Source organism: Pseudovibrio sp. Ad13 (genome assembly GCF_001623225.1).
Taxonomy (GTDB): domain Bacteria; phylum Pseudomonadota; class Alphaproteobacteria; order Rhizobiales; family Stappiaceae; genus Pseudovibrio.
The window spans coordinates 423480-448020 of sequence record NZ_LMCC01000002.1; the positions used below are offsets into that span (position 1 = coordinate 423480).

Genomic DNA, 24541 nt, shown 5'->3' on the forward strand with positions numbered 1-24541 from the left:
CAACGTCTCACTCAAAGAGGAAATTGCTTCCATGCCAAACACAGTCAGTAAAGTACTTGCAGGAGCCGTTGTGGCTACACTGCTCACGCTGGGTGGGCTAAACTCTTCTGCGCTTGCTCAAACTTATACAGAGCAAGACGTTTTTGCTGCAGTAGAGGCGAATGACATGAAGGCATTAGACCAAATCGCAAAAGCCGGAGCGTCGCTGGATGCCCGTGACAGATCTGGTGATACAGCGGTTATCGTTGCAGCCAGACGTGGAGACCTTGAGCTGGTCGAGCACTTGGTCAAACTCGGCGCTGATATCAATCTAATGGACGCCAAAAAGCGTGATGTGCTGAACATCGCGATCACCACGAGTAACCCTGAACTGGCACGGTTGGCTCTGGACTTAGGGATCGACCCTTCCATGGTGACATCTGTCTATGAAGGCTCTGCACTCATCTACGGCAGCCATCAGGGGTCTGTCGAGATTGTTTCCATGCTGATTGATGCTGGCGCACCGCTTGATCATGTCAACAATCTGGGCTGGACTGCCCTTCTTGAGGCCACCATTCTTGGCGACAGCAGTGAACCTTATCAGACGATCGTCAAGAAACTCGTTGATGCCGGAGCTGATAAAACCATCGCTGACCGTAACGGCGCCCTCCCAATCGACCACGCCCGCAACAAAGGCCACACAGCAATCGTGCAGCTCTTGGAAGACTAGGCTGGTTAAGCTGACAGAGATTGGTGAGGAGACAAGGCTCTTTAGCTTAAGCCTCTTTAAGCAGCTTTTCCCAGTTGGACCAAGCTTTGGAAGCTGGGTCCTCACTAATCAACCGCAAGATCAGCCCTTCAAATCGCTTTCTGCTAGAATACCCAAGAGATGAAAGAGGGGATCGAGTGAGCTTTTGGCCTGTGCGCTTATGGAAGAATTCCAGAAAGTCGTCATTAGCTTCAATGCGCTGAGCCAACTCAGGTAATGGAATGCCGGTAGCCTTCTCTATCGCGAGCCTAAAGTCCTCAATTGCTTCTTGCGAATGATCGAGGTGACTAAGTGCAATGCCGCGTTCTAAGTACAACATCGCAAGTTTCTTTTCTTCAGATGCGATGAGGGTATTCAAGAAACCTGTTGTGATGGAAATGCTGCAGGCGCGGACTTTTCTCTCTTCATCAATACCAGGCTTCTGACAAGTTCCGGCAAAAATGCTGGCAGTGAAGCCTAGAATCCAGACTGGAAGGAATAAGGCTGCGAAACTCCAAATAAATGTCGCCTTCAACGAGAAGCTCTTGCCAGCGTCTTTATTCATTCAGATCTCCAAGGATTGCACCGTGCGGAGTCCATATAGCAAGGGCGCCACAAGGGCGCCCTGAAAAATTTGCTTTATACCAACTTAATCAGTGCCAAGGATGGCTCAGTCCCAGTTTGTCTTCGTAGCTGTCGATGTGGTGGGTCTTTTCAAAAGTCTGACCAATGTCGTCAAGGCCGTTCAGCAGGCAGTGCTTGCGGTGTGGGTCCAGATCAAACTTGATTGAGCCGCCATCCGGGCCGCGAACTTCCTGTTCTTCCAGATCAACTGTCAGAGTCGCATTCGCACCGCGGGATGCATCGTCCATAAGTTTGTCGAGATCTTCCTGACTCACCACGATCGGCAGAATGCCGTTTTTAAAGCAGTTGTTGTAGAAGATGTCAGCAAAGCTGGTGGAGATCACACAACGAATGCCGTAATCCAGCAGAGCCCACGGCGCGTGCTCACGGGAAGATCCGCAGCCGAAGTTGTCGCCAGCAACAAGGATCTGGGCATTCTCGTAGCTTGGCTTGTTCAGCACAAACTCTTCGTTTCTGGAACCGTCGTCGTTGGTACGCATCTCATGGAAAAGTGCAGTGCCAAGGCCTGAACGCTTGATGGTTTTCAGAAACTGCTTCGGAATGATCATATCGGTGTCGATGTTGACCAGTGGCAGCGGCGCAGCAACGCCTGTCAGTGTACTAAACTTTTCCATGGAATACTCTCCTCGGATCTCTGGAATTCTCTAATTTTTATTAGGCTACAGCGAGATCAATGCTCTCGTTCAGGCCCATCATAATATTCAGGTTTTGGACGGCTGCGCCGGAAGCGCCCTTGCCAAGGTTGTCATAGATTGCGACCAGCAGAGCTTGGTGCCGGTCATCATTGGCAAAAACGTGCAGCTGCATTTTGTTTGTACCGTTGAAGATTTCCGGGCTCAGGTCCTCAATTGCGTTGACGCTTTCAAACGGTGCGACCTCCACATCGCCAGCAATGCTGGAGAAATGATCATCAAGCACAGCGTGCAGGTCTTTGCCTGTCGATGCGTTACGCAGTTGTCCCAGCTGCAACGGCACAAATGTCATCATGCCCTGCGCATAGTTGCCAACTGCTGGCTGGAACAATGGTGCATGGGCAAGGTCAGCATACAGCTGCATTTCCGGCAGATGCTTGTGTCCAAACTGCAAGCCGTAAGGCCAGTAAGAAGACGGCTTGTCGCTGGCCTCATACTTTTCAATCATCTGACGGCCACCGCCAGTATAACCGGAAACTGCGTTCACAGTGAGTGCGTGGGTGGACGGAATAACCCCAGCTTCCAGCAGTGGCCGCACAGTCGCGATCACGCCTTGCGGGTAACAACCCGGATTGGAAACGAAACGCGCGTTGGAAATGATCTCCGCCTGATCCTTCGTCATCTCAGGGAAGCCATAGGCCCAATCTGGATTAACACGGTGCGCAGAAGATGCATCAATTACGCGGGTGCTGTCATTCTTGATGAGTGACACGCTTTCCAGTGCAGCTGCATCGGGCAGGCACAGGATTGCAACATCAGCAGAATTCAAAAGCTCGGCACGAGCTGCCAGCTCCTTGCGGCGCTCCGGAGCGATGCTGAGGATCTCAATGTCACGGCGCCCGGCCAGACGCTCGCGGATCTGTAGACCCGTCGTTCCGGCTTCTCCATCAATGAACACGCGCACTGACATTTTCGACTCCTTGGAGCTTGTAGTTGGAATTAGGTTCAGGGGTTGTACAACGTCCATCACCCATTGTCACAGAATAGGGCGCGTTTTTTTAGGCCTCTGTCCTCAATTGGCAGTTGAGGGGGGCTCAAGCAACTTCAGGTTCACAGGAAGAGCTTTTCGAATATTACAAGAATTCCCGTATGTCGCTCACATCCGAACACATTCTACTGAAAACGATGTTTTTGCGGGATTCTTGTCGCGTTTCGCATTGAAATATTGAGTAAATGCACCTTAATAGGTTTCAAAGGCATAGGCCGCGTCCATGTGGCATGTTCGCGCAGCCTGTGCCGACTATAATGTTGGATGAGGAACGCCTGAATGTCTGTAACGACAGCCGAGGCTAAAGCTGGGCTTATTGCCGATACCTGTGCACTGCTAATTGACGATAACGAAGACGAAGCAAGGTTTGCTGAAGACCTCTTCTCTCACGCCGATGCAGAAGATCTCCTGAACTATACCCCATCAGAGCTTGCGGTCGTATCGCAGGAAGCCTGGGCTGATTTCGCAAATCACCCGCTGGGGACCCATCGTATTCGTGTGTTCAACCCGCAGCCAAACGCTGACGGTAAGCAGCTCGAAGACATTACCATCGTTGAAATCGTCAACGATAACATGGCCTTCCTCGTTTCCTCCGCGATGGGGGCAATCCAGACAGCCGGCTACGAAGTCCGCCTCGTACTACACCCGCTCTTCATCGTAGAGCGTGATGATGATGGCGGCCTTCAAAAGTTCCACGGCACGGTTGGTCTTGGAGGACCATCTGTTCGCCGCGAAAGTCTCATCCACATCCACCTTACACGTTTGAATTCTGATGAGGACATCAAGAAACTCGAAGAGACTCTTGACCTTGTTCTCAATGACGTCCGTCAGGCCGTGCAAGACTGGCGCCCAATGCGCGATAGAATCCAGCTGGCGGTTGAAGAATACCAGCAGGTTCGCGCAAAGGCAGACAACAAGCAGTTTGACGAAGCAATCGCCTTCCTTGAGTGGATGGCGGCTGATAATTTCACCCTCTTGGGGATTCGCGAATTCATTTTTGATGACACCAGTGAAAACAGCGAACTCTCTCTGATCGAAGGCTCTGGTCTCGGCATTCTGACCGATCCGAAGGTCCGCGTGCTCCGCAAGGGTTCTGAATTCGTTGTTATGACACCGGAAATCAGAGAGTTCCTGCTGAAGCCGGAACCACTGATCATCGGTAAAGCCAACATCCGCAGCCGCGTTCACCGTCACGTGCACATGGACTATGTTGGGGTGAAGCTGTTTGATGATGAAGGCAAGCTTCGTGGTGAACTGCGCGTTGTCGGTCTCTTCACCGCAACAGCATACACCCGCTCAACCAGCTCTATTCCTTACATTCGCCATAAGACCGCGAAAGTAATGAAGAAGCACGGCTTTGATCCGGAAAGCCACAGCGGTCGTGCACTTCGCAACATCTTGGAAGGTTATCCGCGTGATGATCTGTTCCAGATTGATGTTGAAACCCTCTCCAACTTTGCAGATGCGATTCTTCAGCTCAATGAGCGGCCACGTGTCCGTGTTCTGTCCAGAACCGACAAGTTCGACCGTTTCGTATCGATCATCACCTACATCCCGCGTGATCATTTCACCACGAGCATTCGTGAGCGGGTTGGTAAGTATCTGGCAAATGTCTACGAAGGCCGTCTGTCAGCTTGGTACGCAACATTCCCTGAAGGGCCTCTCGTCCGCGTCCATTATATTGTTGGCCGTTATATCGGTGATACGCCTCAACCGTCTCAGGCAGAGCTGGAAGCCTCCATTCAGGTCATTGTCCGTACCTGGACAGACAGCCTGCGAGAAGCGCTCCGCTCAGTCTATGGCAACGCCATCTCTGGCGCACTGTTGAAGCGGTATGGCTCTGCGTTTGATGGTGAATACACCTCCGCGACACCAGCGGTGACCGCGACCAAGGATATTCGCCGCGTTGAACAGCTGGGTGAGAAGCGCCCGCTTGTCATCAGCTTCTACAAGCGCGAGCGTGAAGGCAAGGGCCAGATTTCTCTGCGCGCCTACCACCTCAACAAACCGATTCCGCTATCTGCTCGTGTGCCGATGCTCGAAAATCTCGGGTTCCGCGTCATCAATGAGAGAACCTACCGGATTACACCGTCGGATCGCGAACTCAGCTACCTGCACGACACCACGCTGCATCTGGATGAAAACCGCTTCCGCAACTTCACAGAAGCAGACATCGAGCGCCTTGGTGCATTGTTCCTCGCAGTCTGGAACAAACAGGCTGAAAACGATGGTTATAACGCCCTCGCACTGACAGCAGGATTGGCATGGCGCGACATTGCTATGATCCGTGCGCTCTCCCGCTACTTGCGTCAGGCTGGAATCCTCTATTCTGAAGATTATATGTGGGGAACTCTTAACCGCTATCCACAGATCGCTCAGCAGCTGGTGCACCTGTTCCATACACGCTTCGATCCTACACTCGGAACGTTTGAACGTTCGGGTAAGGAGGGGCGTCTGATTGATGAGATTTCCGCAAGCCTTGATGAAGTAACGAGCCTGGATGATGACCGTATTCTCCGTCGTTTCCAGAATTTGATCCTGGCGACACTGCGCACCAACTTCTTCCAGTTGGATGATGCTGGCCAGCCAAAACCAACCTTTGCATTCAAACTTGACCCACATAAAGTGGAAGGTCTGCCAAAGCCGCTGCCGTACCGCGAGATCTTTGTGTACAGCCCACGCGTTGAAGGCGTGCACATGCGCTTTGGTCCGGCTGCTCGTGGTGGCCTGCGTTGGTCCGACCGCGCTCAGGATTACCGCACAGAAGTGCTGGGCCTTGTGAAAGCACAGCAGGTCAAAAACGCTGTGATCGTTCCTGTTGGCTCAAAAGGTGGTTTCCTGCCGAAACAGCTTCCAAAAACAGGCAGCCGTGACGAGTGGATCGCAGAAGGAACTGAAGCCTACAAGATCTTCATCTCCTCCCTGCTGGATCTGACAGATAATCTGGACGCTGACCTCATCCTGCCACCAGAGCTGGTTGTTCGTCACGATCAGGACGACCCATACCTCGTTGTGGCAGCTGATAAAGGCACCGCGACCTTCTCAGACACCGCAAACGCGATCTCAGAAAGCAAAGGCTTCTGGCTGGGCGATGCATTCGCGTCCGGCGGCTCCGCTGGGTATGACCATAAGAAGATGGGCATCACCGCACGCGGCGGTTGGGAAGCTGTGAAACGTCACTTCCGCGAAATGGACCGTGACATCCAGAAAGAACCATTCACCGCATGTGGTGTTGGTGACATGTCTGGAGACGTGTTCGGCAATGGTATGCTGCTTTCAAAGGCAACCAAACTCGTTGCTGCCTTCGATCACCGCGACATCTTCCTTGACCCGAACCCGGATCCAGCTGTGACCTGGGAAGAACGCAAGCGTATGTTCGATCTGGGGCGTTCGTCCTGGCAGGACTACAACAAGGAACTGATCTCAGAAGGCGGCGGCATCTACCCACGTTCTTCCAAGTCTATTCCTCTGACCATTCAGGTTCAGAAGATGCTCGGCCTCAACAAGTCGAAAGCATCTCCTCAGGAAGTCATGACCGCTATCCTGAAGATGCAGGCAGACCTGCTGTGGTTCGGTGGTATCGGCACATACATCCGCGCTTCTGATGAAAACAACAGCGATGTGGGCGACCGCGGCAACGACGCAATCCGTATCACAGCAGCTGAAGTCGGTTCGAAAGTCATCGGCGAAGGTGCAAACCTCGGCATCACTCAGAAAGCTCGTATCGAGTTCTCTCGTGCCGGTGGTCGCTGTAACTCCGATGCGATTGACAACTCCGCTGGTGTGAACTCCTCCGATATGGAAGTGAACATCAAGATTGCGCTGGGCGCTGCAGTTAAGAAGGGTACGCTGACCACTCCGGACCGCAACGTTCTGCTGGCAGATATGACAGACGAAGTTGCTCAGCTGGTGCTGCGTAACAACTACCTGCAAACTCTGGCAATCTCCCTTTGTGATCGTCGTGGTCTTGAAGATTTGGGCTATCAGGTCCGCATGATGCGTCAGCTCGAATCTCAGGATCTGCTGGATCGTGTTGTTGAAGATCTGCCAGATGATGTGACCATTGAAGAACGTGAAAAAGCAGGTCAGCACCTGTCTCGTCCAGAACTGGGCGTGCTGCTGGCATATGCTAAACTCACGCTCCATGATGAGTTGCTGAACAGCTCCGTTCCTGATGATGCCTACCTCGCGAAAGAGCTGTACCGCTACTTCCCGAAACAGATGGCAGAGACCTACACTCAGGAAATCGAAGGACACCGTCTGCGTCGCGAAATCATCGCAACAATGCTGGCGAACTCCATCATCAACCGGGGTGGCCCTGCATTCCTGACCCGCATCATCGATCAGACCGGCGCGTCTGTCGCTGATGTAGCACGTGCCTTCGCCGTAGTGCGTGATGCCTTTGGGCTGACCCAGCTGAACGAAGAGATCGACCGTCTCGACAATACCATCTCCGGTGATCTGCAGCTAGAACTCTACACTCTGGTTCAGGATTTGGTGCTGGGTATGGTGATCTGGTTCCTGCGCAACGTCTCCTTCGAAGACGGTTTGGAAGCAGCGATCAACCGCTTCCGCGATACCGTCAAGCGTCTGTCTCCACGTCTGGAAACATTCCTTTCCGAAGAACGGGCAGCGACGCTCAAAGCGGAAACTGATCGTCTGGTGGAAGCTGGTGTTCCAATCATGATCGCGGCTCGCATCGCCCGTCTCATCGGCGAAATGGTGATCCCGGATATCGTTCTGGTCTCTGAAAAAGCCAACCGTGACGTGGATGAAGTTGCAGCCTCCTACTTCCGCGTGGCCGAGCACTTCAAGTTCGGTGCGATTGAAGAGCTGGCTCGTGAGTTTGTCATTCGTGATTACTACGACGGATTGGCACTCGACCGTTCCCGCTCCATCCTGGCAAATGCTCTGCGTGATCTGGCTGCTCAAGCCCTTGCGGACGAAAAAGGCTTTGATGGCTGGCTGGAACGCAATGGCGGTAAAGCTGAAAGAACACAGCAGGCAACCAACGAGATTCTGGAGAAGAACCTGTCGGTTTCCAAGTTCTCTGTGGCAGCTGGCATGCTGGCAGAGCTTGCAAACTAAGCTCTGCGAACAATACAAAAAACAAAACCCCGGTGCAGCACCCTGCACCGGGGTTTTTCTTTGCCTGAGATCAGAATTATCTGTTCTTGGCGTTCTTCTCTTTTTCCATCGCCAGCCGCATTTCAAGGTCGGAGATATGCTTCATTGCGGCCTTTTTGTCCTCATCGCCGGTAGCAGCGCGGTACTTCTCACGCGCTGCGGCAATATCATGGGTCAGCTGCACTTCGCGAGGGGCGGCAGCACGATCAAGCACACTCTTGTCTACGCCTTCGATGCGCTCTTCTTCGACCTTGGTTCCTGACTTTGAACGGAGCGCTTCCAACTGCGCTTTGAGTTCCTGTTGGGCGGCGGCGTTCTTATTGTTTTTATTGAGGTCGAACATGCTGGTTCCTTCTCACGTGTCAAAACATATCGTCCCCATAGATATGAATTTAAACCAGCGTCTCTGTCTATTACGTCCTGAAAGGTGTGCTGAACCTGAGCTTAATGCTGTGGGCCTCTATCTATTCAAATCCGACCATTCTGTGCGCGACCTCATTTATAGATCAGCTTGGCGGTCACAATCGCACCAACCGCGATAATGGAGATGATATTGCCAACAACAAGCGGCCAGGCCTCCATCATGATGCCATAGACAAACCAGAGCACTACAGTGCTCAGCACAAGAAGGTTTGCAGCAAGGGAGAGGTCTTTTGTCTCGCGAGACCGCCACGTTTTCACGGTCTGAGGAAGCCAGCATAAGGTGCCAATAATGGCAGCGAGATAGCCGATGTAATCTGCATAAACGAGCATAGTGATAATCGCATTTGTAATGTGAGATAAGAAAAGCTTGGGTAGGTGAAAACAGAGTAGCACAACATGAAATCTAGCGTAATAGGTGCGTGTGCGGCAGGTCTTCGCACAAAAAAGCCTCGGGCGCACCGAGGCTTCATCATCATTAGATCGGCTAAGAGGTCGTTAAAAGACTCGGACCTCTTCTCGTGCAACCAGTTCGGACAGCGTTTTGATGCGCGCGCCGTTTTCCTTGAAATTCGCAGGCGAAAGCCATTTTTCAAAGGAGGCACGCAAAACGGGCCATTCGCTATCAAGCACTGAGAACCAGGCCGTATCCAGGTTCTTGCCTTTGACAACGGATGCCTGACGCAATGTTCCCTCGTAGCTGAAGCCAAGGCGTACAGCTGCTTTGCGAGACACTTTGTTCAAGGCATTACACCGCCATTCATAACGACGGTAGCCCCATTTATCGAACACTCGCTGCATCATCAGGAACATCGCTTCCGTACCACCGCACTTGCGTTGCAGCAGGGGGGAGAAGTGGATGTGCCCAACTTCAATGCTGCCAGTTTCAGGCACAATGTTCATATAACTCGCAACACCAAGAGCTTTCCCGCCTTCTTGTTCAATGATAGCAAATGAAAACGGGTCGTTCCCGGCAGCCAACTCCTTGATGTATTGCTCAAAGCTTTCAAAGTCTGGAAAAGGGCCTTCATCCAGATAGGTCCAGTTGCGGCCTTCTGTATCAACGCTGAACGCCTCATACAGGTCTTGCGCATGCTTTTCGGGATCCAATCGCTCCAGTCTGCAAAAGTGACCGACCATCGTCTCGTCTGTCGGCAGCTGAGCCGGAGCCCAATCCAACATATCTTCGCCCACGACCTGCCCCAGTTCATTCTGGTTTTGAGAGGGATCCTTTTCGGATTTCTCTGCGGATTTCAGTGCAGCTAGATATGCAAGCATTTTAGGCCTCCTCGGAATGTCCCGATCTGGAAAGTTTAAAGCACCAAAATGACAAAACCCCGACCTTTCAGTCAGGGTGTCATCATCAGGTATTAAAGGCGTTCAGAAGGATCGTTCTTTCTTACAAGAGCAGAACTTCCGCGTTCATTGTCGTCCTCTTCTTTCCTCGAAGACGTAAACGCCCAGAAACTCCGCTTAATGTCACCTTTGGCAAAACAGTCGTAAAAGTCGCGACGTCCATACATGGAGTTCTTGCTACAGCCGTAGCCGTACCAGTAGCAGGTATCGCTTTTCTTCACTTCAATGTGGCCGTGGCGATTGCGTTTGTCGCGGTTATAAACGCAGATCGAGCCATCTGGCGCACGATCAGGGCTGCTCACGCGCAAGCGTTTGAAGCCATATTTCGGGAGAGACTTGATCGCCATGTAAGCCGAGCCACCCGGAATGTAGGTGTCTACCAGACCTTCAGAAATCAGATGCTTCTTCACATAGCGGTAGCAGTAGGTCATGCCGCGGCGGCGACGAGCAGAGCGAACAGTGCCAGAGCTTGCAGCCAGCACTGCGCCAGCATAGCCAATATAGCTGTCTTCTTCGCTACCGGCGATCTTGTCTGCTTCGTCACGGCTGAGTTTGGCAACTTCAGTCAGCGTGTAAGTAGAAAAATCTGCTTTGGAAACGTAAATGTCAGAGGTGATGCTGCCGTCTTCATCTGGCTGGTCAACACCCAGACGAACCAGCTCGCCTTTGGTTGGGTCAGTCGCCCAGTCCAATACGCTCAGCTGTGCACCAACAGGTAGGATTTGTTGAAGAGAGGAGCCTGCCTTGCCGTCTTCAGCTGTCACCCAGCCCTTAGCAAGAATTGGCTTGGCAACATTATAGTTGCCGGAGGTGGTCATCTTGTTTTGCGGAAGAGTATCTTTGCCGGAGAGCAGAGAAATTGGTTCCTCAGACAAGGAAAGATCACCAAAAGAAGCGTTTGGCCCTGCAGCAACTGCTGTAGTGAGAACCAGAAAACTAAACCCTGCATACGCGGATACTTTTGCAAGCTGTAGCATAATTCCTCCGAAAGCCCTTTTTAGGCACAGCGGCACCGGTTCCCGCGCGCGTTGCATGCGAGATTGCTGGAACTTGGCAATAAGAAACGGTCGAGGCGCTCACACGCTTCGTGGTTCATGCCAGTCTGATGATGGTGCGCAGCTGTCGTTTTACTGACGCAAGCTCCTGCTCGGGGGCATCTTGCACGCCGGCAGGCAAAACTTTCCAGCAAGCTTTCCGGGGAAGGCCTGCAGGCACTCAACGCTCAAACACATGCAATACAGGCTGGCGCCTGCCTCTCGGTGCCAGTCTGTCAGTCAGCAATGTAAGAGCGCGTTTGCTCGTTTAGATCTTGCGCAGCGCCACGGTTTCGATGCTGTGGTCTGTTCCCTTTGTCAGGATCAGATCAGCGCGTGGTCGCGTTGGCAAGATGTTCTGGCGAAGGTTCTCCAGATTGATGTTTTGCCAAAGGTCCTTCGCGATCTCTTGCGCCTTATCATTCGAAATTGTGGAAAATTTATGGAAATATGAACCGGGATCTCGGAATGCCGTCTCACGCAGACGCATGAAACGCTCCAGATACCAGCGTTGCAGCACTTGCTCTTCCGCATCAATGTAGATGGAAAAGTCAAAGAAATCAGAGACAAAGGGCACTGCCTTTGCCGCTTTTGGCTGATGTGAAGTCTGCAAAACGTTCAGCCCTTCGACGATCAAAATATCTGGCTGTTCGACTGTGACATGCTGTCCCGGCATCACATCATAGAAGAAATGAGAGTAAATCGGGGCACGAACTTTGCGCTCTCCGCCCTTGATGTCTGTCAGGAATTTGAGCAGTGCAGAGCGGTCATAACTCTCAGGAAAGCCCTTCCGACGCATCAATCCTTCTGTTTCCAGAACAGAGTTGGGATACAAAAAACCATCAGTGGTGATCAGGTCAACTTTCGGACTGGCAGGCCAGCGTGAAAGCAGTGCCTGTAACAGGCGGGCCGTCGTTGACTTGCCGACAGAGACCGAACCCGCAATACCAATGATGAACGGCGTTCGGGTCAGCTGCATGCCCAAAAAGCGCTTCGTTGCAAACTGAAGGCTTTGGGAAGCTTCCACGTAATAGGCAAGCAGACGAGACAGAGGCAGGTAAATATTCTTCACCTGCTCCTGAGACACAAAGTCATTGAGCGATTGCAGGTCTTCAATTTCCTGCATGCTCAACGTCATTGGTGTGCCTGCGCGTAAAGACGCCCATTCAGTCTCTGTAAAGACAGAGTAGGGGGACAGGTCCAGCTCTTGCACTGGAGCGATTTCTTTATGCATAGCGTTAGCGCTCAAGGCCCCTCGTGCCTCCCACTTCGCGTGACTGGAAGAAAACTAGTCGTCCGTACGAGACGCTTTTTCTTCCAGTCCGGTTTGGCCGGTGCGTGCTGCAAGCTTAGCTAGAACTTCATCCAGCGACACATCGGAAACCTTCATAACAACAAGTAGATGATAAAGCAGGTCAGCTGCTTCAGAAGCAACGCCGTCCCTATCACCTTCTACGGCTGCAATCGCAGTTTCAACGGCTTCCTCTCCAAGCTTCTGTGCACACTTGGAAACGCCCTTTGAAATGAGTTTGCGGGTATATGACATTTCATCGTCACTGTTCGCACGTGCAGCAACAATAGCCTCTAGGTCCGAAAGGGTAAAATTGGTCATTTGGCTAGCCTTGTTGAGGCCGCTTCAGGATTACTCTGAATACCTGAGCGAAATTTACTTATCCAGACGCATAGGAATTCCAGCATCTGCCATGTGTTGCTTGGCTTCTTCAATGCTGTAAGTCCCAAAATGGAAGATTGAAGCAGCAAGCACAGCAGTCGCGTGTCCATCACGAACACCCTCAACCAGATGATCCAGAGTTCCAACCCCACCGGAAGCGATCACAGGTACATGTACAGCATCCGCAATTGCACGGGTAAGCGGCAAATTGTAGCCCTCTTGCGTGCCGTCACGATCCATTGATGTAACAAGCAACTCACCAGCGCCAAGGTCCACTGCCTTACGCGCAAATTCAACAGCATCAATGCCGGTTGGTGTACGGCCACCATGGGTGAAGATCTCAAAGCGCTCTTCTTCGCCTTCAGCAGAAACGCGCTTAGCATCAATGCTGACAACAATACATTGGCTGCCGAATTTCTGGGCTGCTTCCCGAATAAATTCAGGATTTTTCACCGCTGCGGTGTTGATTGAAACTTTGTCAGCTCCGGCGATCAGCAGCTTGCGGATGTCTTCAACAGTGCGCACACCGCCTCCAACAGTCACTGGCATAAAGCAAGCTTCAGCAGTGCGTCGCACAACATCATAGATCGTGTCGCGATTGTCGCTGGAGGCTGTGATGTCAAGGAACGTCAGCTCATCTGCACCAGCTGCGTCATAAGCTTTGGCTGCCTCAACAGGGTCGCCAGCATCAATCAGGTCAACAAAGTTGACGCCTTTCACGACACGGCCATCCTTCACATCAAGGCATGGAATAATGCGAGCCTTCAGGGTCATGCGAGGCCCTCACGGCTTTTCTTGATCAGATCAAGCGCTTCAGCAGGGTCAAGACGACCATCATACAACGCACGACCAGAGATCGCGCCCTCAAGAATATCGCAGTCTGTTTGCACCAGACGCTCAATGTCCTTGATATCTGCCAAGCCACCGGAAGCAATAATCGGAATGCTCACTGCATTCGCCAGCTCCAGTGTACTCTCAATGTTCAGGCCCTTCAGCACACCATCACGGTCAATGTCGGTGTAGATGATCGCTGCAACGCCAGCATCTTCAAACTGCTTCGCCAGCTCAATCACGGTCAGCTCAGAAGTCTCTGCCCAACCTTCAACAGCAACCTTGCCACCTTTTGCGTCGATACCAACAGCAATGCGGTCAGGGTACTTCTTGCAAGCTTCCTTCACCAGCTCAGGGTCACGGAGAGCCACGGTACCAAGAATGACGCGTGCAACGCCTTTCGCCAGCCAGTTGTCGATGTGTTCCATGCTGCGGATACCGCCGCCCAGTTGAACCGGGTTGGTGGTGTTGGCAAGGATCGCATCAACAGCTTCGCCGTTCTTAGTCTCACCGGCAAACGCACCATCAAGGTCAACAACGTGCAGCCATTCAAAGCCCTGGTCCTGAAACGCCTTCGCCTGTGCACCCGGATCATCGTTAAACACGGTTGCCTGATCCATGTCGCCCAGTTTCAAACGAACGCACTGGCCACCTTTAAGGTCAATCGCTGGAAAAATAATCATAATTCTGTCCTTGGACTTGTCTGTGTCACTGAAAGCGGGCAGCCGTTACGGCGCCCAGCTCAGGAAATTGGAAATCAAAGAGAGACCGAGCTTCTGGCTCTTTTCCGGGTGAAACTGCGTACCAACCATGTTGTCTCGTCCCACCATCGCAGTGAACTCACCCGCATAGTCAAAGCTTGCCAAACGGTGTTCAGGGTTCTCGGTCGCAAAGTGATAGGAGTGCACGAAGTAAGCGTGCAGGCCATCACCGCCGGTTTTGATGCCTTCAAGCACCGGATGTTCATCGCCGATGACGTTGATGGTGTTCCAACCCATGTGAGGAATTTTCAGCTCAGGATTAGCTGGTTTCATCGCGGTGACATCACCACTGATCCAGTCCAGCCCTTCCGCCTTCTCAAATTCAAGCCCACGAGTCGCCAGCAACTGCATGCCTACGCAAATCCCCATGAAGGGCTTGCCGTTGGTGAGCACAGCTTCCGCCAATGCCTCTTCCATGCCATCCAGTGCCAGCAGGCCACGGCGACAATCTGCAAATGCACCAACACCGGGCAGAACGATACGGTCAGCCTTGGCAACAACTGAAGGATCAGAAGTCACCGTAACCTCATGAGCATGATGATGGTTATGGGCTGCATGCTCAAACGCCTTTGCCGCGGAGCGCAAGTTGCCAGAACCATAATCAATAATTGCCACACTCATGAAGAAACCCCTGTTATCGCTTGAGTGTCATTCCAACGACGTCAGTGTCGCTGGTGTGTGGGGCCACTGGCCCCTGTGGAAGCCGCACTTCACTTTTAGTTTTGGAAATGCGGTCGAAGAAACGAATTTCTGCCTCATCCAGATTGGCAGCAGAGATAAACCCGACAGTCTGCCAGTTTTTGCGGCGCAGGCTCCAGCTTTTCAGGAACCCGGCTTCCATCGCAAAAAACAAAGTGGCGAGCACGGTGATAAAGCCGCCAGTGGTAGACCCAAAGGCTTCAGCTACAAACACCAGTGCAATGATAGCTGCCAAGTAACCGAGGAAGACCAGCCACATCCGGTTGTACAAAGACCAGAGCAGCGGGAAGAGCATCGCCCACCACGAGAAACCGTCTTTCACGAACTTGATGTTTCGTGCGTCCTCGTCCTTCAGGTGGTCAAGTGAAACCCCTGGTTCGGTCATGACATAATAGACAGCCAATTGCATTCTCCCTGAACAAGCAGAGCTGCGGGCCGAAAAGGTTAGCCGCCAAGCTGACCTTTTGTAGTTGGCACGCGTCCACTCTGACGTGGATCTGGTTCGATAGCTGTGCGTACAGTACGCGCAACTGCTTTAAAGCATGTTTCCGCAATATGATGGCAATTGGTGCCATAAAGGTTTGCAATGTGCAGAGTAAAACCTGCATTCATGGCAAACGCACGGAAGAACTCCTCAAAAAGCTCAGTATCAAACGTGCCAACCTTGTCCCGTGGGAAATCAACCTGCCAGACAAGGAAAGGACGACCGGAGACATCCAGAGCCACACGGGTCAGGGCTTCATCCATCGCAAGGTGCGTGTCTGCATAGCGGGTGATGCCACTCATGTCGCCAAGCGCTTCTTTAAACGCTTGTCCCAGAGCAATGCCCACATCCTCGGTGGTGTGGTGGTCGTCAATATGGGTGTCACCATCTGCGCGGATCGTCATGTCCACGAGCGAATGTCGGGAAAGTTGTTCCAACATATGATCAAAGAAACCAACACCGGTTTTGATGTCGTACTTGCCTGTGCCATCCAGATTGATGGAAACAGAGATCGTCGTTTCTTTTGTGCCGCGGGCAATAGTGGCCTGACGCATGGGATGTCCCTTGATAAGTTTATAGTCCTTATACTCATGCAAAACCCCTGCACAAGCATTTAAAGACGCGCCGTTTTAACAGGCTAAGGGATCGCTGAAAATACCCAAAGATGAAAAAGCTAGGATCTGCTACTCCCTCTGGTATTTCTCGGCACAAACTGTTAGGAACTGAGCCGTTTATCTAGCAGATATTTGGAGCCTCGCATGTCTTATCGCCCAGCAAGTGCAGTCGATCGCCTGATCCTCCCTCTGGATGTTCCAACAGTTGATGAGGCCCGCCAGCTCGTCAAACAAACACAAGGACTTGTCGGCACTTACAAAATTGGCATGCAACTCCAGTTCGCAGGTGGTCTTCAGTTTGCTGAAGAGATGGCGAAGGAAGGGCATTCCATCTTTCTGGATGTGAAGCTTCTGGATATCGACAACACCATCACCAGCGCAGTGAAAAACGTTGCAAAAATGGGCATGAAGTTCATGACCGTGCACGCTTACCCGAAAAATATGCGCGCAGCCGTAAAGGCACTGGAAGAAGTCGGCAACAAAGACCTCTGCCTGCTGGGTGTCACCGTGCTCACTTCGATGGATGAGCAAGACCTCAAAGACGCGGGCTACGTCGGCCCTACAGCAACCTTGGTGGATCAGCGTGCGCTTGATGCGGTAGCTGCTGGCGTCGGTGGCATCGTCTGCTCGCCAATGGAATCCGCCGCCATGCGTGCCAAAGTTGGCGACAAGCTCTGCATCGTGACACCAGGCGTACGCCCTAAAGGCGCAGATGCAGGCGATCAGCGCCGTGTGATGACACCTTACGACGCCATCAAAGCTGGTTCCGACTACCTCGTCATCGGCCGCCCAATCTACCGCGCCGAAGATCCACGCGCAGCAGCCGAAGCTGTCGTGGCAGAAATTGAAAGCGCTCTATAAAGTCACAAACTAGGGAGCCTCTGTCATGCAGAGGCTCTTTTTGCTTCATCTGTCTTTGTCTCTTGAACAAAGGCTTAAGCTGCTCTGGGTACCATTTGCGCGATCTGAACGAGAGGGAGCGCATTTTATGGAAACCATTCTCATCACAGGCTTTGGCGCCTATGCCAATACGCCCACCAATCCGGCAGAAAAGCTTGCGCTGGCACTGGATGGTGAAGAGATCGCTGGTGCTAAAATCGTCTCCCGCATCGTCTCTGGCAGCTATTTTCACTGCATAGAAGAAACCGTTGCTGCCATGGAAGAGCTGAAACCCAGCTCTGTCCTCATGCTGGGCGAATATGGTGGTCGCTCCATGATCACTCTGGAGCGCCTCGCACAAAACCTCAACGACTGCGCTCGCTATGGCGTAACCGATACCGCAGGTGTCACACTTCAAGGTGAGCTGACCGTGCCAGATGGGCCAGTTGGCTACTACGCAACGGTTCCTCTTCGGGCTATGACGCAAGCCATGCGTGATGCTGGGGTGCCAACGGATATCTCGGATTCAGCTGCCACGTTCTGCTGCAATCATCTCATGTACGGCGTCCTGCACCACATCGCGAAACACAATCTCCCGGTTCGGGCCGGTTGGGTGCATCTGCCTCATTTGCCGGAGGTTGCCGCCATGATCCAGAACCTCGGCGCACCAAGCATGTCAGTCGACACTCTGGTCAAAGGTATGCGAGCCGGAATTGAGGCGTTACAGGCCAATCATCAGGACCAGAACATCAACATCATCTCCAAGATGCTGATCTGAAAAGGACACACCCGAGCACCAAAAAAATGACACATCGGGCATAAAAGCGTCTCTCAACACTTATCCATACCCTCTGACGCCGAGTTCAGCAGATGTGATCAAGTTGGGTTGTGTTTTGCAAATTTCACAACTCATATGACTGCCTTCGCAGTTTTGCGGGTCAGCCCAGATCACAGCGGCGTTATTTAGGTGGTAAGACTGACGATTTCTGCACGCACATCACGGCTTTGTGTCTCATAGAAGACAGTTTCTGCCCTTATTCCAATTCATAGTGGTCACTGGAACTTCCTGCCTCAAAAACGGGGAGCTCTTAGGAGAATATTCGATATTTTCCGCCACTATAGAAACAAATGGATTGGATGGTTTGTCTTGCAGAATATGACACCGCAAACACTTATGAATAAGGTTGCATCGGATGGCGGCATGGAAGCGCCTGTCTTTAATACAGACGGTGAGTGTACGCTGAATGCTGATGATATTGAGATCCACATGCGGGCCTGCGACAAGCGCCTGAAGATGATGGCTTACCTCTCAGAGGATGCCGATGTACCGCAACATGTCATGGTTCAGATGCTGCACGAGAACCATACCGCAAAGAACCGCTTTACCTTCATTCGTGTTGCCCTTGGCCAGCCTGCCGTTGTTTCCTGCATCGCTCTTGAAGAGCTTGATGCCGCAGAACTCAAACTGTTCCTCGCAGAATTTAAAGAAGTTGTCCGTGCGTGGAAGCCAAAGTTCACCCCTGCCTCCCAACGTCAGTGCGAGCGCAAAATGAAGCGCGATGGTGTCTGTCACTCGCAGGATAGTGCCAAGGCAAAGTTGGAACTGCATTAATAAGCAGCCAAGCTGACAATCCATCCCCCACCATAAAAGAAAAGGGCAGAAAACTGCCCTTCGATGGATCAATCCAGCTGCGCCAACCATCCCTTAATGTCGGTGATGACTTGCTCGACCATGCTGTCCCCTCCGGCCCCCTTAAAGGAGTGGGTCATGTCCGGATAGGATTTGTAAGTAATATTGGTCTTGCTCAACTCCGCGAGTTTCGCAATCTGTTGATCAACAGCTTCAGGTGAAACATTGATGTCTTTGCCTCCTTGCACGATCAGAAGTGGATTATCTACCTGCGCAAGAATTTCCAGCTGGTCAGAATCAAGCATATATCGCCACCAAGCATAACCGTGATCGCCCATGTTTAATTCGAATGGCTCACTGTTCATCACGTGCATCGCAAAGCCGGTAAAGCCCTCTGTATCTTCTTTTTCCTGCTCTTTTGAGTTGGAAGTGTGTTTGATATTATAAAGGATTGTATCCAGAAATTTACGGCCACCACCATTCAGAGCAACACTGGCCGTCACAAAATCAGTTTTTGCGGCAATCATGTTGGCGACCATTGCGCCTTCACTTCCGCCAACTAAGAACACACGCTCGTAAATCCCGCCTTCTTTCAGCTGATTGATAGTCTTGATGTAATCTGCTGTCCGACGTTCCGGTGAGTCATTTTCGATGTAATCCGCTGGGCAGTCCGTACGCTTATCGCTGCGATCCCATGAAAGATCCGAGGTGATGCCGTATTTTTCAACGGTCAACACATCCGCTTTTGGCAGCACCTGCGAGAATTCCTCATTGATCAGCTTGTTGTTCGCAACGCTGTTGCAGTCAGAACCCTGAATGAGAACAAGGAGGTCTGTCGCGTCCTTCGGGCTTTGGGATTTCAGATAGATTGTGATCTCACTGCCGTCTTCACGCACAAGATAAAGGCCTGATGCAAAAGCGGCCTGAGCAGTGAAGAGAACGGAACACCCAATAGCAACACGAAGCAAACTAGATTGCATAAATTCCCCCATGAGCAGACACAGCAAGCGCACAGAGCCATACAGAAAAGCCTGTCTTGCTGTACCTCACACTCAACGTGATCTGCCCGTAATATAAAAATAGAAACACCGAACTGGTGCAAGGAAAAGTGTGCTGCAATCATAAGGCGAGAGTGTGGCGCCTAAGATATATAATTATAGTTTCAGGCAAGCTGCGTAACAGGATCTAATCCGTTGTCTATAAAAGTACTTTAGATTATTCTAAAGAGATGGTCACATTAGTCATGGCTGCATTGAAGGAGCATCAGAAATGCCGGAAATCTCATCCCTCCCGGTCCCTCAATTGGTTGCTCCACGCGAAGAGCTTAACTTCTATCACGCCAATTCTTTGAAGATAAGCGCACAGCCAACCGCATTTGAAGTCTACCGTGCGTTGTTCAGCAAACGCTCCGCTTGGCTCAGTGCTGCGTTTTGGGTGAGAGACCAAATCTCCGCATTAGCGGGCGTCACAAAGATAAAAGGATTTGGAGACAAACGTGCCGCCACACCGCCAGATGTGGGAGATCATCTAGACTTCTTTTTGGTGGAACATATCGAGGATCGCGAGTTAGTGCTCACCTCAAGAGACAAGCACCTCTCAGTCATGACCACCCTTAGTGTCGATGCCGCTAATGAAGGGACGCTGGTCCGCATCACGTCCTCAGTCATCACCCACAACTGGTTCGGCAACCTCTACATGCTGCCCGTTGGTCCGGCCCACAAGTTCATTTCCTGGCGCATGCTACGTAACGTAAGTCGTGCATTTTGCTCGTCTAAGTAAAGCGCTTAATCAGAGTGTATTAATCTCTTGAATGAGGCGTTTTATTTCGAATCTCTGCTCTGATTTAAGTTTGCCTGCGAATAATTGTTGATCTGATTAATCAGTTTACTGATATATCTAATGTTTGTTTTTAAAGAATATACGAAATAACTAATGTTTTTATCTGATTAACAAAAGGACTTTATTTCCAGAAAAAGAATTTCTGAACAAGGCTCTATCAAAAGTGTAGCTTTCACACGATTCCAAATGCTACTCGCATGCATGAAATCGGCCCTGTATCGTTAACTGGCCGTAAATAAACAAGGGAAAATGCTTAGCTAGATTTCAGCGGACCCATATTATCATGTTTGCATATTTAGCTAAGCTCAGAATTGTTCATACCATTACACTGCTCTCAATTATTCCAAGTATTGCAGCTCTCGTTTTTCTCTATCAGCTCATCAAGGTGGATACTGAGGATGAGCAGAAGCTGGCAGCACTGTCTCAGCTCACGCGCCTATCGGTCAAAATCGGCAGTCTGGTGCATGAGCAGCAAAAGGAGCGCGGAGCCACTGCCTTGTTCCTCGCCAGCAAAGGCCAGCAGTTTGCAGTTGACCTGAAAGAGCAACGCCGAGCAACCGATACAGCGCGCATCGACTACCTGCAGTTCCTAAAAGCCTTTGACCTGACCATCTATCAGCCAGAATTTGCAGCAGACCTGGAAGGCATCAACGCGCAACTGCAAAAGACACCAGCCATGCGTTCTAAAGTAGATGACCTCAACGCGCAGATTGGAGAGGCTGTCAGTTTCTACACCCAACTAAACTCCGAGAAGCTGGATATCATCGGTTCCATGAGCGAGCTCAGTCCCAACGCGGAAATTGTAGATCGCATTGTGAGTTATCATGCCTTCCTTCTGGCAAAGGAGCGGGCAGGGTTGGAGCGGGCGGTTGGTGCTGCTGGCTTCGCAAGCAACGCGTTCCCACCTGCAGCTATGAAGAAGTTTCAAAAGCTGATCGTGGAACAAGAGGCCTTTACCCATATCTTCCAGACCTATGCCACACGTGAAATCTTTGCAGACTTCACAAAGGTGCAGGAAGGGGCTGCCAACACGAAGCTGAACACCTACCGCAGCATCGCGCTGGATGATGCAAACTCCACAACTGACCTGGAAGCAATAAGCGGTCCGGAGTGGTTTCAAACAGCTTCCCAGAAGATCAATCAGCTCAAGACACTGGAAAACACCATCGCCGCAAGCCTGATCACAGATACGGAGCACCTTCAGGCCAATGCCAACGGACGTCTGACACTGCACATGAGCATCGCAGCAGCTGCCTTCCTACTGGTGTTCCTGATGTCTTTCATCCTTATCAAATCCATCCAGCGCTCCTTCGCAGGTATCATTGAGGCCATGGAGAAACTTGCGAGTGGCAATCTGAACATCAAGCTGCCGGAGCCTGCTAAAAACGAAGTGGGCCAGATGATCAAGGCGGTATCCGTATTCCAGGAAAACATGATCCTGGCGCGTGATCTGAAGCACGAGCAAGACACTCAGCACGCGGTTCAGCTTGAGCGTGGCGAGTTTCTGGAAGGGCGTATCGCCGATTTTGAGCAGGCCGTCTCATACGTGCTGGAGACCATGGGCCGCAACTCGCAGACCATGCAGCTCTCCTCTCAGGAAATGTCGAATATCTCCGAGCTCACAAGCTCCCAATCCAAAGCCGTGGCGTCGGCAGCTGAAGAAGCGTCCCGCAGCGTCCAGTCCGTCGCCTCAGCAACGGAGGAACTCGACAGTTCTGTCGCTGAAATCGGTAACCAGATGCACCATTGCCGAAAAGCAGCCTCAGAGGCCGTAGAGCAAGTGCACAGCGCCAATTCCGACGCAGCAGAACTGCGCAAGGCTGCGCAAAGTGTGGGGGATGTGGTCAGCATCATCACAGATATTGCCGAGCAAACCAATCTGCTTGCGCTCAACGCCACAATAGAGGCCGCGCGGGCAGGGGTGGCAGGCAAGGGCTTTGCAGTGGTGGCAAGCGAGGTGAAGTCGCTGGCAGAGCAGACATCTCAGGCCACCGCACAGATCCGCAACGAGATTGCAGATATCCAGCGCGCAACAGAGGGCTCTCTCACGGCAATGGAAGACATCGACAAGATCATTCGTGAGATCGACGAACGTGCCAGTGCTGTCTCCAGCGCAATCAGTGAGCAAAAGTTCGCCACGCAGGAAATTGCAACCAACGTCAGCGAAGTTGCAGGTGGAACGGCGGAGGTCACGGAAAACATCTCCAAGGTCAACGAGGCTGCCATTCAAACCGGCGTAACCTCCAAGCAAGTCCTCATCGCTTCCGAAGAACTCCGCACAGAAGCTGACCACCTCCGCACGGAAATCGACCAGTTCCTTGGTGACATAAAAGCGGCTTAGGGAGACTGAAACAACAAACCAAAGGCAGTTTGCACATCAGTGTAGGCTGCCTTTTCCGCTGCCCAACACATCATGAAAACCGCCTGCACAGAAACTGCACAAATCTGCACGCGATCTCATGTGTTTTGCCCAACTCCCTGCAATCGAGGTCTCTAGATCTCCCCCAACTTCATTCTTTCAAGTGATTTTGGGGCAAAATCAATGTTATCGACCTTTCGCAAACAACTGCCATGGATGCCTGTCCTTGGCATTCAGGCGCGTCTTATCCTCGGCCTGGGGCTCTGTCTGCTCGCAGATTTCTTATTCTTTGGCCACCGCGCAGAAATTGGCTTCAGCATCTTCATCGTGGCCGTTGCCTTTGCAATTATGCTGGCGGGTGCGGGCAGGGTAAGTGCTCACCGTGCATGGATCGCAGGACTGACAGTGATGGCTGGCGTTGCTCCAAGCGTGCTCCAGTGGGATTTCCTCAGCGGCCTTATTGCGATCCTATCATTAGCCATAAGCGCACTGATCATGAACTTGCGCATAAACGCCTTCGACCTGAAGTTACTAAGAGTGCTGCTCATTTTCCTGCGCCGCTGGCCGCTGGGCTTTGTAAAGGACATGATCACCCTAAGTCGTGTGAAGCGTCGCAAGCGGCCATTCTCCAACTACGCAAAACTGGCGTTCACCTGGTTCTTGCCGCTAACGCTGTTCCCGGTCTTCCTCTACCTGTTCAGCTCATCAAACCCGGTCATTGAGCAGTGGTTGCTCAACATCAATCCTGGAAAGTTCTTCGAAAAACTGAACATGGCACGCATCGTGTTCTGGTCTATTGCCTTTGCTCTGGTCTGGCCGTTTCTGCGGGTCAAGTTCAGAAAAAAGCTGAAGAAAGAGAAAACTACTGTGCCGAGTGTCAAAACACCGGAGCAGGAAGTCGTTCAGGCCTATCAATCAGTGATGGATGATCTCTTTGGCTACAAGGCAGTGGTTCGCTCACTGGTCCTCTTCAACGGTCTCTTCGCCCTGCAAACGGTGTTGGATGCTGTCTACCTGTGGGGTTCTCAAGAACTCCCAGCAGGAACCACATACGCCAATTACGCACACTCAGGCGTTTATACGCTCATCATCGCCGCTCTGCTTGCTGCAATCTTTGTGTTGTTTGCCAGCCGTTCAGGGGCTGCGACCGCAAAATCCAAGCTCGTGCAGGTGCTGCTGCTCGCATGGACAGTTCAAACCACTCTGCTTGTGGTCTCCTGTCTTGCGCGCCTTGGCAATTACGTCAGCGAGTATTCAATGACTTACCTGCGCTTTTACGCGTTGATCTGGGTGATGCTGGTGCTTATCGGGGTGCTTAGCATTGTTGTGAAGCTCGCGCTGAAGCGTGACAACAGCTGGCTTGTTCGGGTGAACATGCTTGTGGTCGCGGTGATCCTGTATTCCCTCAGCCTCACAAATACAGCCGCTTTCATCGCAAACTACAATGTGACCTACGCCGAGGGCACCAAGTTTGACCATTGGTATCTGATCAAGCTTGGTCCGCAGGCAATCCCCGCAATTGATGCTAAGATCAGAAGCGAGTTGGACCGCGAAAGTGAAGGCAAAAGTAAGTATCTGATAAAGTTGCAGTCCTCCCGGCGTTATATGGCTCTCCACGTGCGGCTCGACGCAAGGGACTGGCGCCTTTGGAGCCTTAGAAATCAGTTGCTGCTCGATTATCTGCAAGAGAATGAGGTCCCGGTCGAATTGCAAACCCCGACTGAGTTGCAAACGGCACCAAGCGACAGTAAAACTCGATATCGTGACGATCCGGGCCTCTGAAA

23 protein-coding genes are annotated in these 24541 nt (G+C 51.8%); 8 read left to right on the forward strand and 15 right to left on the reverse strand.

Annotated features, from left to right (window positions below):
• Positions 1 to 31: 31 nt before the first annotated feature.
• Positions 32 to 709: an ankyrin repeat domain-containing protein gene (locus PsAD13_RS02760; protein ID WP_063317215.1), complete on the forward strand. Its 678-nt coding sequence runs from the start codon at positions 32 to 34 to the stop codon at positions 707 to 709.
• Positions 710 to 755: 46 nt separating this feature from the next.
• Here PsAD13_RS02760 and PsAD13_RS02765 read toward each other — a convergent pair whose 3' ends face one another.
• The 3 genes from PsAD13_RS02765 to argC all read right to left on the reverse strand — a co-directional run bounded on the left by PsAD13_RS02765 (position 756) and on the right by argC (position 2974).
• Complete coding sequence (locus tag PsAD13_RS02765) at positions 756 to 1292, reverse strand: hypothetical protein (RefSeq protein WP_208986386.1); 537 nt, start codon at positions 1290 to 1292, stop codon at positions 756 to 758.
• Between the two features lie 88 nt (positions 1293 to 1380).
• A complete protein-coding gene (gene leuD / locus PsAD13_RS02770) occupies positions 1381 to 1986 on the reverse strand; it encodes a 3-isopropylmalate dehydratase small subunit (RefSeq protein ID WP_063317216.1) in 606 nt (201 codons plus the stop codon).
• A gap of 40 nt (positions 1987 to 2026) precedes the next feature.
• A complete protein-coding gene (gene argC, locus PsAD13_RS02775) occupies positions 2027 to 2974 on the reverse strand; it encodes an N-acetyl-gamma-glutamyl-phosphate reductase (protein WP_063317217.1) in 948 nt (315 codons plus the stop codon).
• A gap of 357 nt (positions 2975 to 3331) precedes the next feature.
• On the opposite strand from argC, the gene PsAD13_RS02780 reads away from it, so the two are divergent.
• A complete protein-coding gene (locus PsAD13_RS02780; protein ID WP_063306067.1) occupies positions 3332 to 8140 on the forward strand; it encodes an NAD-glutamate dehydrogenase in 4809 nt (1602 codons plus the stop codon).
• A gap of 76 nt (positions 8141 to 8216) precedes the next feature.
• Here the strand turns inward: PsAD13_RS02780 and PsAD13_RS02785 are convergent, their stop codons facing one another.
• The 11 genes from PsAD13_RS02785 to hisB form a co-directional block, all read right to left on the reverse strand.
• On the reverse strand, positions 8217 to 8522 hold the full coding sequence (locus tag PsAD13_RS02785) for a hypothetical protein (RefSeq protein ID WP_063294282.1): 306 nt from the start codon (positions 8520 to 8522) through the stop codon (positions 8217 to 8219).
• Between the two features lie 152 nt (positions 8523 to 8674).
• Positions 8675 to 8932, reverse strand: a complete 258-nt coding sequence (locus PsAD13_RS02790) for a PQ-loop domain-containing transporter (RefSeq protein WP_057463038.1) — start codon at positions 8930 to 8932, stop codon at positions 8675 to 8677.
• Between the two features lie 165 nt (positions 8933 to 9097).
• Complete coding sequence (locus PsAD13_RS02795; RefSeq protein WP_057463037.1) at positions 9098 to 9877, reverse strand: GNAT family protein; 780 nt, start codon at positions 9875 to 9877, stop codon at positions 9098 to 9100.
• A gap of 92 nt (positions 9878 to 9969) precedes the next feature.
• Positions 9970 to 10932 carry a hypothetical protein gene (locus PsAD13_RS02800; RefSeq protein WP_063317218.1) on the reverse strand — a complete coding sequence of 321 codons (963 nt, stop codon included), beginning with the start codon at positions 10930 to 10932 and terminating at the stop codon, positions 9970 to 9972.
• A gap of 325 nt (positions 10933 to 11257) precedes the next feature.
• Entirely contained in the window at positions 11258 to 12223 is a 966-nt protein-coding gene (coaA, locus tag PsAD13_RS02805) for a type I pantothenate kinase (protein WP_057463035.1), read from the reverse strand.
• Between the two features lie 54 nt (positions 12224 to 12277).
• A complete protein-coding gene (locus tag PsAD13_RS02810; protein WP_057463034.1) occupies positions 12278 to 12601 on the reverse strand; it encodes a phosphoribosyl-ATP diphosphatase in 324 nt (107 codons plus the stop codon).
• A 54-nt stretch (positions 12602 to 12655) separates the two neighbouring features.
• On the reverse strand, positions 12656 to 13435 hold the full coding sequence (gene hisF / locus PsAD13_RS02815) for an imidazole glycerol phosphate synthase subunit HisF (protein WP_063302645.1): 780 nt from the start codon (positions 13433 to 13435) through the stop codon (positions 12656 to 12658).
• Positions 13432 to 14175: a 1-(5-phosphoribosyl)-5-[(5-phosphoribosylamino)methylideneamino]imidazole-4-carboxamide isomerase gene (hisA, locus tag PsAD13_RS02820; RefSeq protein ID WP_063302646.1), complete on the reverse strand. Its 744-nt coding sequence runs from the start codon at positions 14173 to 14175 to the stop codon at positions 13432 to 13434. Before hisA ends, hisF begins: the two co-directional genes overlap by 4 nt.
• Positions 14176 to 14220: 45 nt before the next feature.
• Positions 14221 to 14874, reverse strand: a complete 654-nt coding sequence (hisH, locus tag PsAD13_RS02825; protein WP_063302647.1) for an imidazole glycerol phosphate synthase subunit HisH — start codon at positions 14872 to 14874, stop codon at positions 14221 to 14223.
• A gap of 13 nt (positions 14875 to 14887) precedes the next feature.
• A complete protein-coding gene (locus PsAD13_RS02830) occupies positions 14888 to 15361 on the reverse strand; it encodes a DUF2628 domain-containing protein (RefSeq protein ID WP_063286375.1) in 474 nt (157 codons plus the stop codon).
• Positions 15362 to 15396: 35 nt separating this feature from the next.
• Positions 15397 to 15990: an imidazoleglycerol-phosphate dehydratase HisB gene (hisB, locus tag PsAD13_RS02835; RefSeq protein ID WP_063286376.1), complete on the reverse strand. Its 594-nt coding sequence runs from the start codon at positions 15988 to 15990 to the stop codon at positions 15397 to 15399.
• 204 nt (positions 15991 to 16194) lie between these two features.
• On the opposite strand from hisB, the gene pyrF reads away from it, so the two are divergent.
• From pyrF to PsAD13_RS02850, 3 genes are all read left to right on the forward strand, one after another.
• Positions 16195 to 16911 carry an orotidine-5'-phosphate decarboxylase gene (gene pyrF, locus PsAD13_RS02840; RefSeq protein WP_063302648.1) on the forward strand — a complete coding sequence of 239 codons (717 nt, stop codon included), beginning with the start codon at positions 16195 to 16197 and terminating at the stop codon, positions 16909 to 16911.
• 127 nt (positions 16912 to 17038) lie between these two features.
• Positions 17039 to 17707, forward strand: a complete 669-nt coding sequence (pcp, locus tag PsAD13_RS02845) for a pyroglutamyl-peptidase I (RefSeq protein WP_063294275.1) — start codon at positions 17039 to 17041, stop codon at positions 17705 to 17707.
• A gap of 396 nt (positions 17708 to 18103) precedes the next feature.
• The gene (locus tag PsAD13_RS02850; protein ID WP_153040667.1) at positions 18104 to 18541 is read left to right on the forward strand and encodes a type III secretion system chaperone; all 438 of its coding nucleotides are present in this window, start codon (positions 18104 to 18106) and stop codon (positions 18539 to 18541) included.
• A gap of 68 nt (positions 18542 to 18609) precedes the next feature.
• Here PsAD13_RS02850 and PsAD13_RS02855 read toward each other — a convergent pair whose 3' ends face one another.
• Positions 18610 to 19539, reverse strand: a complete 930-nt coding sequence (locus PsAD13_RS02855; protein WP_063317219.1) for a prolyl oligopeptidase family serine peptidase — start codon at positions 19537 to 19539, stop codon at positions 18610 to 18612.
• 289 nt (positions 19540 to 19828) lie between these two features.
• Between PsAD13_RS02855 and PsAD13_RS02860 the strand changes: the two genes are divergently transcribed.
• The 3 genes from PsAD13_RS02860 to PsAD13_RS02870 all read left to right on the forward strand — a co-directional run bounded on the left by PsAD13_RS02860 (position 19829) and on the right by PsAD13_RS02870 (position 24539).
• Positions 19829 to 20338 (forward strand): DUF2867 domain-containing protein, encoded by a 510-nt coding sequence (locus PsAD13_RS02860; protein WP_063317220.1) that lies wholly within the window; start codon positions 19829 to 19831, stop codon positions 20336 to 20338.
• 343 nt (positions 20339 to 20681) lie between these two features.
• The gene (locus PsAD13_RS02865; RefSeq protein ID WP_063317221.1) at positions 20682 to 22739 is read left to right on the forward strand and encodes a methyl-accepting chemotaxis protein; all 2058 of its coding nucleotides are present in this window, start codon (positions 20682 to 20684) and stop codon (positions 22737 to 22739) included.
• 201 nt (positions 22740 to 22940) lie between these two features.
• Positions 22941 to 24539, forward strand: coding sequence for a DUF4173 domain-containing protein (locus tag PsAD13_RS02870; RefSeq protein WP_208986387.1), 1599 nt, complete (start codon positions 22941 to 22943; stop codon positions 24537 to 24539).
• The last annotated feature ends 2 nt before the right edge of the window (positions 24540 to 24541 follow it).